The organism is Nocardioides sp. R-C-SC26 (assembly GCF_021246465.1).
Classification (GTDB): domain Bacteria; phylum Actinomycetota; class Actinomycetes; order Propionibacteriales; family Nocardioidaceae; genus Nocardioides.
Window position 1 is genome coordinate 144,679 of the sequence record NZ_JAHRHK010000008.1, and the last position, 14,568, is coordinate 159,246.

15 protein-coding genes are annotated in these 14,568 nt (G+C 72.3%); 4 read left to right on the forward strand and 11 right to left on the reverse strand.

What is annotated here, in order from left to right; genetic code table 11:
• A partial coding sequence (locus KSO97_RS09695; RefSeq protein WP_232678296.1) for a L,D-transpeptidase family protein occupies positions 1–798 on the forward strand: 798 nt, incomplete at its 5' end.
• Here the strand turns inward: KSO97_RS09695 and KSO97_RS09700 are convergent.
• Entirely contained in the window at positions 786–1,427 is a 642-nt protein-coding gene (locus tag KSO97_RS09700; protein ID WP_232678298.1) for a hypothetical protein, read from the reverse strand. The two genes, KSO97_RS09695 and KSO97_RS09700, sit on opposite strands and share 13 nt — an antisense overlap.
• Before the next feature lie 64 nt (positions 1,428–1,491).
• Between KSO97_RS09700 and KSO97_RS09705 the strand changes: the two genes are divergently transcribed.
• Positions 1,492–2,763, forward strand: coding sequence for an isochorismate synthase MenF (locus tag KSO97_RS09705; protein WP_232678300.1), 1,272 nt, complete (start codon positions 1,492–1,494; stop codon positions 2,761–2,763).
• 36 nt (positions 2,764–2,799) lie between these two features.
• Here KSO97_RS09705 and KSO97_RS09710 read toward each other — a convergent pair whose 3' ends face one another.
• The 4 genes from KSO97_RS09710 to KSO97_RS09725 are packed head-to-tail and all read right to left on the reverse strand — an operon-like array spanning position 2,800 to position 5,891.
• Positions 2,800–3,441: an MBL fold metallo-hydrolase gene (locus KSO97_RS09710; protein ID WP_232678302.1), complete on the reverse strand. Its 642-nt coding sequence runs from the start codon at positions 3,439–3,441 to the stop codon at positions 2,800–2,802.
• Positions 3,442–3,493: 52 nt separating this feature from the next.
• Complete coding sequence (locus tag KSO97_RS09715; protein ID WP_232678304.1) at positions 3,494–4,294, reverse strand: PP2C family serine/threonine-protein phosphatase; 801 nt, start codon at positions 4,292–4,294, stop codon at positions 3,494–3,496.
• A gap of 54 nt (positions 4,295–4,348) precedes the next feature.
• The gene (locus tag KSO97_RS09720; RefSeq protein ID WP_232678306.1) at positions 4,349–4,501 is read right to left on the reverse strand and encodes a DUF1059 domain-containing protein; all 153 of its coding nucleotides are present in this window, start codon (positions 4,499–4,501) and stop codon (positions 4,349–4,351) included.
• Between the two features lie 46 nt (positions 4,502–4,547).
• Positions 4,548–5,891, reverse strand: a complete 1,344-nt coding sequence (locus KSO97_RS09725) for an alpha/beta hydrolase domain-containing protein (RefSeq protein WP_232678308.1) — start codon at positions 5,889–5,891, stop codon at positions 4,548–4,550.
• A 62-nt stretch (positions 5,892–5,953) separates the two neighbouring features.
• Here KSO97_RS09725 and KSO97_RS09730 point away from each other — a divergent pair, with 62 nt between their 5' ends.
• Positions 5,954–6,523, forward strand: a complete 570-nt coding sequence (locus KSO97_RS09730; protein WP_232678310.1) for a Dps family protein — start codon at positions 5,954–5,956, stop codon at positions 6,521–6,523.
• A gap of 81 nt (positions 6,524–6,604) precedes the next feature.
• On the opposite strand, the gene KSO97_RS09735 is transcribed toward KSO97_RS09730, so the two are convergent.
• From KSO97_RS09735 to KSO97_RS09755, 5 genes are all read right to left on the reverse strand, one after another.
• Positions 6,605–7,663, reverse strand: a complete 1,059-nt coding sequence (locus KSO97_RS09735) for a hypothetical protein (RefSeq protein ID WP_232678312.1) — start codon at positions 7,661–7,663, stop codon at positions 6,605–6,607.
• A 116-nt stretch (positions 7,664–7,779) separates the two neighbouring features.
• Positions 7,780–8,625, reverse strand: coding sequence for an acyl-CoA thioesterase domain-containing protein (locus KSO97_RS09740; protein WP_232678314.1), 846 nt, complete (start codon positions 8,623–8,625; stop codon positions 7,780–7,782).
• Positions 8,622–9,401, reverse strand: coding sequence for an enoyl-CoA hydratase/isomerase family protein (locus KSO97_RS09745; RefSeq protein WP_232678316.1), 780 nt, complete (start codon positions 9,399–9,401; stop codon positions 8,622–8,624). The genes KSO97_RS09740 and KSO97_RS09745 overlap by 4 nt, the downstream gene beginning before the upstream one ends.
• A complete protein-coding gene (locus KSO97_RS09750; RefSeq protein ID WP_232678317.1) occupies positions 9,401–10,180 on the reverse strand; it encodes a crotonase/enoyl-CoA hydratase family protein in 780 nt (259 codons plus the stop codon). Before KSO97_RS09750 ends, KSO97_RS09745 begins: the two co-directional genes overlap by 1 nt.
• Positions 10,181–10,240: 60 nt before the next feature.
• Positions 10,241–11,413 (reverse strand): pyridoxal phosphate-dependent aminotransferase, encoded by a 1,173-nt coding sequence (locus KSO97_RS09755; protein ID WP_232678319.1) that lies wholly within the window; start codon positions 11,411–11,413, stop codon positions 10,241–10,243.
• A gap of 318 nt (positions 11,414–11,731) precedes the next feature.
• On the opposite strand from KSO97_RS09755, the gene KSO97_RS09760 reads away from it, so the two are divergent.
• The gene (locus KSO97_RS09760; protein WP_232678321.1) at positions 11,732–13,222 is read left to right on the forward strand and encodes a YdiU family protein; all 1,491 of its coding nucleotides are present in this window, start codon (positions 11,732–11,734) and stop codon (positions 13,220–13,222) included.
• A gap of 121 nt (positions 13,223–13,343) precedes the next feature.
• Here the strand turns inward: KSO97_RS09760 and KSO97_RS09765 are convergent.
• Positions 13,344–14,568 (reverse strand): AMP-binding protein (locus KSO97_RS09765; protein ID WP_232678323.1); only part of this gene is annotated, 1,225 nt, incomplete at its 5' end.

The window sequence follows — 14,568 nt, forward strand, 5'->3', positions numbered from 1 at the left end:
CCCGAGCCGCCGCCCGACAGTGGCGACTCGCCCGCGACCTCCACGCCGTCAGCCGACGGCACACCTGGCACGGAGCCGACCGAGGGGCCGACGGACGGGGCGACCGGCGAGCCGGGCGGGAACCCCGCGAAGCCGGACGCCTCCCCTACGCCCGCAGCCGGACCCGCCCTGATGGGGCCGGGCAGTCGCGGTGCCGACGTGCGCAAGGTGCAGGCACGACTGCGGCAGATCGACTGGTTCGAGCAGGACGTCACGGGCTACTACGGCGAGGCCACCACCGCAGCTGTGCGCGGCTTCCAGGCCAAGCGCGAGATCGCCGTGACCGGCGCGGTCGACCAGACCACGCTGGACCGCCTGCTCGGCATGACCACCGAGCCGACCAGCGCCGAGCTCGCCAACCAGCTCGGCGCGAATGTGCCCGGCCCCCTCGACCCGCGGTGCCTGACCGGCCGTGCCCTCTGCGTCGACAAGTCCACCCGCACCCTGCGTTGGGTGGTCGACGGGAGCGTCCTGAAGACCGTCGACGTGCGCTTCGGCTCCGAGTACACCCCGACCCGCGAAGGCGCGTTCAGCGTCACCTACAAGAGCCGCGACCACGTCTCGTCGCTCTACGACACCTCCATGCCGTTCGCGATGTTCTTCTCCGGCGGCCAGGCCGTGCACTACTCCAGCGACTTCGCCGCCGTCGGGTACGGCGGTGCCTCGCACGGGTGTGTGAACGTGCGCGACTACGACGCCGTGGCCTGGCTCTTCGACCAGGTGCGTGTCGGCGACCCGGTGATCGTCTACTGGTCCTGAGACTCCCCGGCGATCGTGTGGAGGATCTCCACCACGGTCTCCGCCGGGACGCCGATGAAGTTCGCCTCGTAGGTCGCGCCGTTCGCGCCCAGCTGGCAACGGACGGCGGCCGGCTCGGCGGCCTCGTCGATGGGCTGACCGGCCGGCACCGGCTGACCCCAGTTCAGGTCGCAGATGGCGTCGTCGATACGGATCAGCTCGAAGGCGTCGCGCGCCATGCCGCTGATCGCGGGATCGACCGGCGGGCCCTGGGGCACGAACAGCCCGGGCTCGACGGCGACGACCATCACGAAGCCCGCCTTGGCCCGGTCGACGCTGGCGTAGCTGCGGATGATCGCGTCGCCCTCGAACAGGCCGCTGAGGCCCTCGGCCGCCGACTCGCGCACCTCGGCGATCCGAGCGATGTCCTCCTCGGTCGCCATCTCGGCCGGGAGCTTTCCGGAGTCGCTCGCGACCAACCCGCCGGGAAGCACGTCGGGCAGCTCGGTCGGGATCGCGGCACTCGTCGTCGAGCCGCCGTCGTCGATCCACTCCGGTAGCCCGATCGCGAAGCCGCCGAGGCCACCGAGGAGGAGGACGCCGGCGGCGATGCCGGTCACGGCCGTGCGGGAACTGGAGGCGCTGGTCACATCCCGATGATCCCAGGTCAGGCGGAGGGATGCGTACGCCGGGGGCTTCAGTACGCTCGCTGGTGTGACCGTGGGTGCCGACGTCGACTCCGCAGCGGCGCTGCACGTGCGGACGAGGCTCCTCGATCCGGCCAGCGCCGCCGCGCTCGTCGACCTGCTGCCCGCCGACGGCCCCTTGGTGTGGCTTCGGCGCGGCGAGGGCCTGGTCGCCTGGGGGCAGGCCGCCGCGCCGCGCAGCGCGGGTCCGACCCGGCTCGCCGATGCCGACAAGTGGTGGTCCGAGACCGTCGCGCGCGCCGTCGTCGACGACGCGGTCGGCGAACCGGGCACCGGCTTGCTGTGTTTCGGCAGCTTCGCCTTCGCCGACGAGCCCGGAGACTCCGTGCTCGTCGTCCCGAACGTCATCGTCGGACGCCGCGGTGATCTCGCTTGGATCACCACGATCGAGGCCGGCAGGTTCGTCGACGGCGCCACGCTCGAGCACGGCGATGAGCCCCTTGCTCCGGTCGACCTCGCCGTCTCCGGCGGCGCACTGGACGACGGCGCGTGGTCGGGCGCGGTGGCCGAGGCGGTCGCCCGGATCGGCGCCGGCGACCTGGAGAAAGTGGTGCTCGCGCGCGACCTCGTCGCGACCGCGTCCGCCCCGATCGACGTCCGCTGGCCGCTGCGCCGCCTCGTCGAGGCATACCCGACCTGCTGGACCTTCCACGTCGACGGGCTCTTCGGCGCCACTCCCGAGCTGCTGGTGAGGCGCGAGCGCGGCCTGGTCACCTCGCGGGTGCTCGCGGGCACGATCCGCCGAACGGGCGACGAGGAGCGCGACCTCGCACTCGCCGGCACTCTCGCCCACTCCTCCAAGGACCTCGAGGAGCACGAGTACGCCGTACGCTCCGTGGCCGACGCGCTGGAACCGCACTGCTCATCGATGAACGTGCCCGAGGCCCCCTTCGTTCTGCACCTGCCGAACGTCATGCACCTGGCGACCGACGTCGCCGGGGTGGTCCACGACTCCGGTCTGGTCTCCTCGTTGGCACTCGCGGCCGCGCTGCACCCCTCGGCCGCCGTCGGAGGCACGCCGACGGCCGACGCCGTCGCACTGGTCGCCGGTCTCGGGGCGATGCCGCGCGGGCGCTACGCCGGCCCTGTCGGCTGGATGGACGCAGCAGGCGACGGCGAGTGGGGCATCGCGCTGCGCTCGGCCGAGATCGACCCCGCCGACCCCGCCCGGGTGCGGCTCTTCGCCGGATGCGGCATCGTCGCCGACTCCGATCCGGCCGCCGAGCTCGCCGAGGCCGCCGCCAAGTTCGTACCCGTACGCGAGGCGCTCGGAGGCTGACGTCGCTCGGTGCCGGGCCGCGCCGGGTGGGCGGCCTCAGACGGCGAGGTCCGCGCCGTCGGGGATCCGGACGTAGGTCTGGTGTCCGCCGATGAGCTGGTCCATCTGCATCTGCAGGATTCCGTGGGCGGCCTCGGTGTAGATCCGGTCGTGGATGGCGAGATTGGTCGGCGCACCCACCTCGCGCACGAAGTCGATCGCCATCTCGCTGCGCAGCCAGGGGGCGGACGACGGCGCCAGGAGGACGTCGATCGGCACAGCGGGCGCGGTCAAGGCGTCGCCGGGATGGTAGACCCGCTGATCGCCGAGGGTCACCACGTACCCGCTGTTGAAGATCCATGGCAGATCCCGATGGATCACCTCATGCTTCTCGCCCACGACCTCCACCGGCAGCCCGGCGACCTCCAGCCGCTCCCCCGGCGTGACGACGGTGATCCGCTCGACCAGCTCCGGCGCGGCCTCGCCGATGCGGGCGGCCACCGCGGCGATGGTGAGGATCGGAGCGTCCGCGGCACGCAGGTGCTCGACGTCGAGATGGTCCGGGTGCTCGTGGGTGACGAGCACGGCGTCCGCGCCCTCGACCGCCGTCCGCTCGGTGAACATGCCGGGGTCGAAGACCAGCGCCGCGCCGTCGTGCTCGGCGCGGACGCAGGCGTGACCGAATTTGGTGATCCGCATGCCATCACCGTAGGCGCTGACGCGGAGAGGACGACGGACGCGCCTCGGCTGATCAGCGCACGGCGACGGGGTCGAGCACGTGCCCCAGGTCGACCACCGCGCCGACGAGGACCCCGCGACTGTCGATCGGCGGGCCCTCGACGACGTCGGCCGCGACGCACGTGATGTTGTCGCGCCCGCCCGCCGCGAGAGCGTCGCCGACCAGCGCCTCCACGGCCTCCTGGCAGTCGCCGGAGGCGAGTCGGTGGGCGATCAGCGCGTCCTCGACGAGATCGCTGAGGCCGTCGCTGCAGAGCAGCAGCCGGTCACCGGGCTCGAGGTCGAGCCAGGCCAGGTCGGGGTCGGGCTCCTGGCGGGTGCCCAGCGAGCGCATCACGATGTTGCGGTGCTGGGAGACCCGCGCCTGCTCGGGTGAGATTCGGCCGGCGTCGACCAGCGCCTGGACCAGCGTGTGGTCGTGGGTCAACTGCTGCAGCACGCCCGCACGCAGCAGGTAGGCGCGGGAGTCGCCCAGCTGGACGATGGCGCAGCGGGCGCCGTCGGTGGCGATGGCGGTGAGGGTGGTGCCCATGCCCGCCCGCGCCGGATCCGCTTCCACGCCGGCGCGGAGCTGACGGGCAGCCAGATCGATCGAGGAACCCAGCAGCACGAGCGGATCGGTGCCCCTGACCGGCCCGAGCATCGAGAGGGCCGCGGCGACGTAGGTCGCCGTCGAGGAGGCGACCTCCCCTGCGGCCGCGCCGCCGACACCGTCGGCCACGATCAACAAGTAGGGGCCGGCGAACCCGGAGTCCTCGTTGTTGGCGCGCACCAGGCCCACGTGGGTGTGCGCGGCGGACCGGAACTGGAGCATCCCGGCATTCTCGCACCGGGCTCCGACATCGCAGGTGGACGCCGGACGGCGCGACTACTGCGCCATGAAGAGGATCATCTCCCGGTCGTACTCACGCCCGGGGTGAGCCTGCGCGAGGTGCTTTTGAGCGTGCTCCACGAGCAGATCCTCGGTCTCGCCGCGGATCTCCTCGCCGCACGGGCAACGGAGCAGGGTCTTCTGGCGCATCGGGTTCGTCCTCTCAGCCGACGTACGGGCGGTGGTGACCAGCGTCTCAGACGTCCGTGGCGACCAGGTCGGCGCGGGCCTCGGCGAGCAGGTCCGCGCGGTCGTCCGCGAGCGCGAAGCCCGCCGAGATCATCGCGTCGCACGCCGCCTCGTAGCGGGCGAGGTAGTCGGCGCGGGACTCGTACGGCGCAGGGCCCGCCAGCGGCGTGCTGCTGCCGAAGAGGCCGCACGCCACGCTCGCTCCCGGCCAGACACGACCGGAGACCACCTCGACCGGGACGTCGACGACGGGCGTCCGCACACCGCCGCGCACCAGGCCGTGCTCATCGGTCGCGAAGCCGTCGGACGTCGTCTCCAGCCGGGCCGCGGACGGCGCCGCGACGCCGTCGCGCACCCACGTGTCGAGTGCGCGGAGCGCCGCCCGGACGACGGCCCACTGCTGTCCGCGGTTGACCGGCACGTCGCAGCCGAGGAACTCCTCGAACTCGCCGATCAGGTAGCGGTCGGCGTGTGCGGCACCGGCCACCTCCCACAGCCGCAGCCACTCGCCGTCAGGCTGGCGGGCGGGCAGGTAGCCGATCCGGTCGAACAGGTCGCCCTCGGCCTGCAGGATCAGCACCGGCACGACCAGATCGTCGCGCACCGCGACGGCGGGGCCCGTGCGGGCCTCCTCCAGCGAGATCGGCAGCCCCGGCTCGCCGAGCGGGGCGGCCACGCCGAGCCGGGAGTGCAGCAGGAAGCCGTCGGCCAGACCCGTGATCGGCTGGACGCCGTTGGCGTAGGTCGTCAGGCACGTCGCGGCCTGCGACTCCCCCATCGCGATCAGCCGGCGCGCACCGGTGAGCTCGCGCACCGCACGGGCGACCTGGGTGTAGATGTCGTAGGCGAACGCGTCACCGGGGTGGTGCAGCGCGCCGTAGCGCTCGGGGTCGGCACCGCGGAGGCCCGGCGGGGGCGGCATGCCACCCACCGCGACCGAACGTCCGCCACCTTCGACGCCCGCGTGCTGCACCGAGACACCTGCCCAGGCGTGGCCGGAGCGCAGCACCTCCTCGCCGGCGTAGATCCAGCCCGGCGCTGCGTCCAGACCACTGCTGACGTTGAGCCACTCCACCACCAGCGTGCCGCTGAACCGCTCGGCGACCGGACGGCGCACGACGACGCGCGTGGTGAAGTCGGCCTCGGCGTCGGCCGTCAACGCGAAGCGGCCATCGGCCCGCAGTGCGGGTTCGGTCAGCGACCGGTACGACGTCGCGCGACCACCGGCGAGGTACTCGACCTCGGTGTGGCCATGAGCGGCGAGGTCGGGCTCGGGCCGAGCCGATGCCAACCCGTGCGGGCCGGCCGGAAGCGGCGACAGGGCGGCGATCGCGGCACTCACGCTGTTCACGAGCAGAGCCTGCCACCCCTGCGGGTGGATTGGGTGCACGCCCGCGGGGCGATGGTCGAAGCATGACTACCTCCCAGACCGACCAGAACGGAACGCTGCGCTACACCACCCCCGGCATCCCCACGGAGGACGCGGAGCGCGTCGTCGCGCTCCTGCAGGACCGGCTGCATGCGACGAACGACCTCCACCTGACCCTCAAGCACGTGCACTGGAACGTCGTCGGCCCGCACTTCATCGCGGTGCACGAGATGATCGACCCGCAGGTCGAGCAGGTGCGCGGGTTCGCCGACGACCTGGCCGAGCGGATCGCCACGCTCGGCGGCTCCCCGGTCGGCACACCCGGACGACTGGTCCAGGCCCGGTCGTGGGAGGAGTACTCGATCGGTCGAGCGACGACGCAGGAGCACCTGGCCGCACTCGACGTCGTCTACCAGGGCGTGATCACCAGCTACCGCGACGGCATCAAGGAGCTCGGCGACCTGGATCCGGTCACCGAGGACATCTTCATCGGCCAGACCGAGAAGCTCGAGCTCTTCCACTGGTTCGTGCGCGCCCACTTGGAGGACAGTTCCGGCGCCTTGGTGACTGCCGGTGCGACGTCGGAGAAGGAAGCCGCACGCGCCGCATCCTGACCTCTCGTGCGTTGACCCGTCTTGAACTAGAGACGGGTCAACGCCGCCTTTCGGGTTGACCCGTCTTGAAGTAGAGACGGGTCAACGCAGTTTGAGCCAGACCAGCAGCGGACGGTGGTCGCTGTGCACACCGCCCATGGTGCGCTGTCCGAGCACCCGCACCCGGCCCGCGTCGACGTCGGCCCTCCTGAGGTGCACGTAGTCGATGTAACGGTCGGAGAAGGGGTGCGTCGGGGCGACGTCGTCGCCCTCGGTGGAGAGCGCATAGCTGCTGACGGCCAGGCCGTCGTACACGCGGGCGATGCCGCCCTCGGGCCGGCGACGCGCATCCGAGCGGGCGTCGAAGTTGTAGTCGCCGGTGCCGACGACCCAGCGCCCCGGCGCGTTGCGCCAGACCTTCGCCAATCCGCGCAGCTGCTGCCGAGCGGCACCGGCGTTGAGGGTGTCGCGCCATGCGCCGGGAGAGTCGAGATCCTCGATGGCCTGGGGCAGGTGGGTGTTGATGATCGAGATGTCGCGGCCCGTGCTGCGCTCGCGCAGGGTCACCCGGAGGATGAACCGGTCGCCGAAGGGATAACGGCCCACCGTGCTGTCGACACCTCGGGTCGCCCGGTGCAGTTTCGCGCCCACGAGCTTGAAGCGCGCTCGGCGCCACGAGACGGCGAGTTCGCTCGCCCCGCGCAACTCACCGAAACGCTTGGTGCTCCAGCCCTTGCGCGCGAGCCAGGAGTAGACGGGGCCGAACTCGTAGCCCTCCTGCCATCCGATGATGCCGACGCCCTTGCGGCTCGTGATCCGCTCGGCGTCCGCTCGCGCCTGGCCGATCGTCAACGGTCGGTGCTGGTTGAACGTGGCGATACCCAGGAGGCTCGGTGACGGCGGCGACGCGACCCCACGATCCGACGTCGACCCGTCGGCGGTGCTCGAGGAAGCAGCGCCCCCGGTCGCGGGGTCGCGGTCGCGCGGCTCGCTGGCCGAGAGCGTCGCGCCCGACGAGCCGGACGATCTCGCGGAGGCCGACGTCGTCCCGCGCGACGCCGCACCCGAGCCGTCGTCCGCGCTGCTGACCGCGGGAGCGAGGACGAGTCCGAGCACGGTCGCGGCGATGAGGAGGGGCGGTGGGCCCGACCAGCGCGTCACCCTCGCCCCCAACTCGCTCGACGTCTCGTCGAGGCGAATCTAGAGCGTGGCGGGCACCCGATCGGGGATTTGATCGGGTGCGCCGCCGACCTTGGCCCTCGAGCCCGGCCCGCCGGTCAACTGTCGGTGTGCCGCCCATCCTCGGTGTAGACCTTCGACCCCATGTCGACGGTGCGCTTGGCGTTCGCGATCACGGTGCACGCGACGATCCCGAACTGGCCCTGGCGATCGAACATCGCCGCCGACCCGACCGCGATGCCGTCGTCGTCGACGCGGTCCATCGCGATCAGACCGACCTCGGTGCCGACCGGCAACCGGCTGAGCGCCAAGGTGACGTCGGTGTTGATGTGCTCGACGCCGCGCGTGCCCCAGTTGGTGACGAAGTTGACCGCGTCGGCCGTGGACGCCGCGGCCTGGAACGGCGTGACCGGCTCCGCGGCCACCACACGCGCCGCGGAGTACCACGCGGCCTTGCGCCCGCCGTCCTGATGCTCGGCGAAGTTCTGCGACCACCCCGTGTCGCTGAGGATGAACGGCACTCGCGGCACCTCGGAGGGCGGCACGATCTCGATCGGGGGCGCGGCGGGTCGCTCCTCCGGAGCCCACACCGCTCCCGTCGCGGGCTCGGTGGGCTTGAGGAACTGCACGCTGGCGCGCGCGACCCGCTTGCCCGCCTGGGTGAGCTGGACGTCGATCAGACAGATGCGCGGACCGTCGCGCACCACTTCGGTGGCGAGTACGCAGGGGGCGAACCTCGGCGCGGCGAAGAGGTCGACGGTCATCCTCGACGGGCGCAGGTCGGTACGCCCCAGGTGCCCCAGGGTGCGCTCCCCCGCGCGCCCGAGGGCCCCGCACAGGGCGACGCCGTGGATGCTGTCCTCGCTCCACGAACCGCGCGCCAACTCGGTCGGCACGAGCAGTTCGGCGTCCTGGGTGAAGTAGGCGAGCTCCGGGTCGATCACGCCGACGCCCCGAACGCGGGACGGCGCTTCTCGACGAAGGCGGCCACTCCCTCACGCCCGTCGGCCGAGCCGGCGCTGTCGCGGATCGCCAGCGCCTCCAGCCGCATCGCGGTCTCGGGCGCCGGCTCGACGGCGCCGCGCAGGAGACGCTTGGTGCGAGCGAACGCCTCACTCGGCCCGGACGCCAGCTGGGTCACGATGGTCTCGGCGACGGCATCGAGCTCGTCGGGCCCGGCGACCCGGGCGACCAGGCCGTGCGCGCGCGCCTCCTCCGCACTCAGGCTGTCGTTCAGCAGCGCGAGCCGGAGGGCGGTGTGCAGGCCGACGGTGTGCGCGAGCAGCGTGGACCCGCCGTCGGGGCTGAGCCCGATCTTGGTGTAGGCGAGGGTGAACGACGCCGCGCTCGAGGCGACACAGACGTCGGCCGCGAATGCCAGCGGGAAGCCGGCTCCGGCCGCAGGGCCCTGCACCTTCGACACCACGACGGCGTCCAGACGCATCAGCTCGCTGACCACGCGGTGCAGGCTGTCGGCGAGGTCGTCGATGTAGGCGGCCATGTCGTCACTGCCACCGAAGGACGCCAGATCCCCGCCCACGCTGAAGAAACGGCCTGTCGCGCCGAGCAGCACCACGCGCGCGCGGTCGGCGCGGGCGCGGTTCACGGCGTCTTGGAGGGCCGCGACGGAGGCGGAGTGGATCGGGTTGCCCCGCTCGCCGTCGACGAGAGTGATGCGGGCGACGCCGTCGGCGAACGCGTACTCCACCGGGGTGGCCATCAGCGGCCCTTCCAGACGGGCGTGCGCTTCTCGGCGAAGGCGGTCGCACCCTCGGCGGCGTCCTCGGAGACGAAGACCGGACCCATCAGCTCACCCTGCTTGATCCAGCCCTCCTCACTCGACCAGTCCGAGGCCGAACGCGCGACCTGCTTGGTGACGGCGACCGCGAGCGGACCGTTGGCCGCCACCGTGGCGGCCAGCTCCAGGGCGCCGTCCAGAGCGGCGCCGGACGGGGCGATCCGGTTGACCAGCCCCAGCTCGGCGGCACGCTGGGCCGTGATCGGGTCGCCGGTGAGCAGTAGTTCCATCGCGATGGCGGGCGGGATGCGCTGAGGCAGCAGGAGTGCCGCCCCGGCACCGGCCACGAGCGCGCGCTTCACCTCGGGCACGCCCAGGTGGGCGTCGTCGGCCGCGACGACCATGTCGCAGGCCAGCAGCAGCTCGAAGCCCCCCGCGACGGCCCAGCCCTCGACGGCGGCGATCAGCGGCTTGCGCGGAGGACGCTGGGTGATGCCGCCGAAACCACGGTCCTCGACGAACGGCAGGTCGCCGGTGAGGAATCCCTTGAGGTCCATGCCCGAGCAGAACGTGCCGCCGGCCCCGGTCAACACGCCGACCCGCAGCTCGTCGTTGCCGTCGAGCTCGTCGGCTGCCGCGGCGAGGCCGCGTGCGACGTCCCCGCTGATGGCGTTCTTCGCCTGGGGCCGGTTGATGGTGATCACCAGGACGCCGTCGCGCGCCTCGGTGAGCACGACGGGCTGGTCGGGAGTCTGCGTCATGCCGCTCATCTCACCAGATCGCCGTCGATCCGTGTCGACCCGTCTTCACCTGGAGACGGGTCAACGCTCCAGGCGCGCGGCGGCGAGGCGGGCGAGTGCGTCGTCGAGCACGTCCGCGGACTTGCAGAACGCCCACCGCACCAGCTGCGCGCCGGGATTCACGCCGTCGGGCCGACGGTCGTGGAAAACCTGCGCAGGGATCGCCACCACGCCGGCGCGCTCGGGCAGGTCGAGGCAGAACTCCAGGCCGTCACGCCATCCCAGTGCGCCGACGTCGCTCATCGCGAAGTAGGTGCCGTCGCTGTCGTAGGTGGGCAGACCGAGCGCACGCAGCCCGTCGACCAGCCGTGTCCGCCGGACGGCGAGGTCGCGCGCGAGCTCGGCCGGGAATGCCGGCTCGTGGTCGAGGGCGTATGCGACCGCCGGCTGCAGCGGCGACCCGGAGGTGTAGGAGAGCCACTGCTTCGCCGCCAGCGCCGCCTCCACGAGATGGGCGGGGCCGGTGGCCCAGCCGATCTTCCAGCCGGTGACGGAGTAGGACTTGCCGACACTGGAGAGCGTGAGGGTGCGCTCGCGCATCCCCGGCAGCGTGGCGATCGGCACGTGGGCCCGGCCGAAGGTGAGGTGCTCGTAGACCTCGTCGGAGATCACCGTGAGGTCGTGCTCCACAGCGAGCTCGGCGATCGCCGACAACTCCTGGTGGTTCAACACCGACCCGGTCGGGTTGTGCGGGGTGTTGAGCAGGACGAAACGGGTGCGCGGGCCGACGGCGGCGCGCAGCTCGTCGAGGTCCACCCGGAAGTCCGGCGCCCGCAGCGTCACCGGCCGGCGGATACCGCCGCAGACCTCGAGCATGGCGACATAGGAGTCGTAGTAGGGCTCGAGCACGACGACCTCGTCGCCCGGCTCGACCAGTCCGAGCAGGGCGGCGGCGATCGCCTCGGTGCACCCGGTGGTGGCGATGACCTCCGTGTCGGGGTCGAGCATCAGCCCGTAGTGACGCTCCTGGTGGCGGGCGATCGCCTCGCGCAACGGGGCAATCCCGATCCCGGGCGCGTACTGGTTGGCGCGCTGCTCGCCCGCGACCGCTTCGGCCGCGACGGCGAGCACGGACGCCGGCCCGTCGACGTCCGGGAAGCCCTGGCCGAGATTGATCGCACCCGTGCGCGCGGCCAGTGCGGACATCTGGCCGAAGATCGTCGGCGGAAGGTCGCGCAAGCGGGAGGCGGTCACCGTTCCGAGGCTAACGGGCATCGACAGCGGCGCACCGAGACCGAAGTGCTGAGGCAAGTCGCATCTGCCCGCTCCAGCTACGCGTGAACGAAGGCCGACCAGGCGACTTCCTTCAGCACTTAGAGATCGCGCGGATAGGGGCTGTCGTGGTGGGCGTCGTTCCGGTGCGTGCATGAGTGCCGCCGATGAGGGAGGCGTGCCGGAGGCACGGCGACTGAGGAGAAGGTGCTCAGGTGCGTGCTGGGGCGGCGTCCGGCCGGCATCTGCCCTATCCGTGCGATCTCTTAGGTCGCCGCATCGGCCCGTAGGCTGGGTCGAATGGACGCCGCGCCCCGCCTGGGCACCGACTTCGCCCGCGCACTGCCCGAGATGGCCGTGGCGTGGCAGGCCTCGGCCTTCGCGGAACCGCACCTGCTCGTCCTCAACGAGCCGCTGGCGGCCGAGCTCGGCTGGGACGCCGACTGGCTGGCCAGCGCCGATGGCGTGCGCTTCCTGCTGGGCGACGGCGTCGAGCAGCCGGTGGCGCAGGCCTACGCCGGCCACCAGTTCGGCGGCTTCGTGCCCCGCCTCGGCGACGGCCGGGCACTCCTGCTCGGCGACGTCGTCGACACCGCCGGGCATCGCCGCGACGTCCACCTCAAGGGGTCGGGCCCGACGCCGTTCTCGCGCGGTGGCGACGGCTTCGCCGCCGTCGGCCCGATGCTGCGCGAGTACGTCGTCGGCGAGGGCATGCACGCGCTCGGCGTCCCGGCGTCGCGGGCGCTCGCCGTCATCGGCACGGGCGAGAAGGTCTACCGCGAGGAGGGCGCGCTGCCGGGCGCCGTCCTGGTGCGGGTGGCGTCGAGCCATCTGCGGGTGGGCAGTGCCCAGTTCGCACGCGCTCTCGCCGGGCAGACCGGCGACACCGCCGTGCTGCGGAGCCTGGTGGCGCACGCGATCGAACGCCACCATCCCGACGCCGCGGATGCGCCCGTACCTGCCCTGGCGCTGTTCGAGAGCGTGCTCCACGCCCAGGCGCGGCTCGTCGCGCGGTGGATGCACGTCGGCTTCGTGCACGGGGTGATGAACACCGACAACACCACGCTCTCGGGCGAGACCATCGACTACGGCCCCTGCGCGTTCCTCGACACCTTCGATCCGCAGATGGTGTTCAGCTCGATCGACGCGGGAGGTCGCTACGCCTACGGCAATCAGCCCGTCGTCCTGGAGTGGAACCTCGCACGGCTCGCCGAGGCGCTGTTGCCGCTGCTCGGCAAGGGAGGTGCGCCGGGCGAGGGCATCGACGAGGGCGGCGAGCGCGCCGTCGAGATCGCGACGTCGGCCCTGCAGGCCTACCGTCCCGCCTACTCCGCGGCATGGCGCGAGGGCATGCGCGCGAAGCTCGGCCTGGGCACCGCCACCGCCGACGACGAGACCGTGGCTCGGCTCGGGCACGACCTGCTCGACCTGCTCGAGGCCGGGCACGTCGACCTCACCACCGCGTTCCGCGCGCTGACACCCGCCGCGCGCGGCGACGTCGAGCCGCTGCGCGGACTGATGCTCGACCTCGACGGCGTCGATGCCTGGCTCGGTCGCTGGCACGGATTCGGACCGGACGCGACCGGTCTCGACGACGTCAACCCGCTCTACCTCCCGCGCAACCACCTCGTGGAGGAGGCGCTGGGAGCGGCGACCGCCGGAGACCTCGGGCCACTCACCCGACTCGTCGACGTCGTCCGCACGCCGTTCACCGCACGAGCCGCCGCCGAGCGGTACGCCGTGCCCGCGCCGGCCGAGGCCGGGAGGTACGTCACCTACTGCGGTACCTGAGGGCTGTCGACTCACGGGATCTCGACAGGCTCGACCACCAGGGCCGGTCACCCGAGCCGTCGAGATGCGGCGAGGGTCTCGACGAGCTCGACCGCCGGGGCCGCAGCTCGACCACCGGGCGTCAGACCTGTGCCTTCGCCCAGCGGTAGTCGGCCTTGCCGGACGGCGAGCGCTGCACGACGGGCACCCGGAGGATCGCCTTGGGCAGCTTGTAGCGCGCCACGTGCTCGCCGGCGACGGCGATCAGCTCCTCGTCGCTGACGGCGGCGTCGTCGACCAGCTGCACGATCGCGACGACCTCGCTGCCCCAGCGCTCGGACGGCCGACCGACGCAGACGACGTCGCGCACGGCCGGGTGCGCCATGACGGCGGACTCGACCTCCTCGGCGAAGATCTTCTCCCCGCCAGAGTTGATCGTGACGCTGTCGCGGCCGAGCAGACGGATGCGGCCGTCGGGCAGCACGTCGGCGCGGTCGCCGGGCACCGACCAGCGCACGCCGTCGATCTCGGGGAAGATCCGCGCGGTCTTCTCGGCGTCGCCGAGATACCCGAGCGGCACCTTGTCGCGGCGGGCGAGCCACCCCCCGCCCTCACCCGGGCCGAGCACGCGCGTCATGGTCTCGTCGAGGACCGCCGTGTCACCCTGCGGCGTGAAGACGCCGGCGTCCAGGTCCATGCCGGCTGCGGTGAGCGAGCTCATCTGCAGGCCGGTCTCGGAGGCACCCGCGGCGTCCATGATGAAGATGTTGGGCAGCGTGGCGAGGATCCGTGCGCGGGTCGACGGCGAGAGGGGCGCGGCGCCGTTGTTGATCGCGCCGAGCGCCGAGAGGTCGTAGTCGCCGCGCTCGACCTCCTCGATCAGCGGGAGCGCGATCGCATCGCCGATGACCGGAATGCTGACGCACCGCTCGCGCGCCGCGACGGTGAGCGCGTCGGCGGGGTCAAAGGTGTGCACGTTGTCGGGCAGCACGATGGTGCCGCCGCCGGTGATCATGTGGAAGGTCGACCACTGAGCGGCCGCGTGCATGAACGGCGGGATCATCAGCAGCGTCATCCGGCCCGCGCCCGATGCCGCGTGCGTGGCGATCGCCTCGTAGGAGGCGGACGGCTCGGTCGTGCCGAACGGCGTGCCGCCCATCGAGGAGACGTAGACGTCGTCCTGGCGCCAGAGCACGCCCTTGGGCATCCCGGTCGTGCCGAACGGCGTGCCGCCCATCGAGGAGACGTAGACGTCGTCCTGGCGCCAGAGCACGCCCTTGGGCCTCCCGGTCGTGCCGCCGGTGTACATCATGAAGACGTCGTCGCCGGTCGGCGTCGGCATGCCGGCGGCGGGGGCGGGTGTCGCG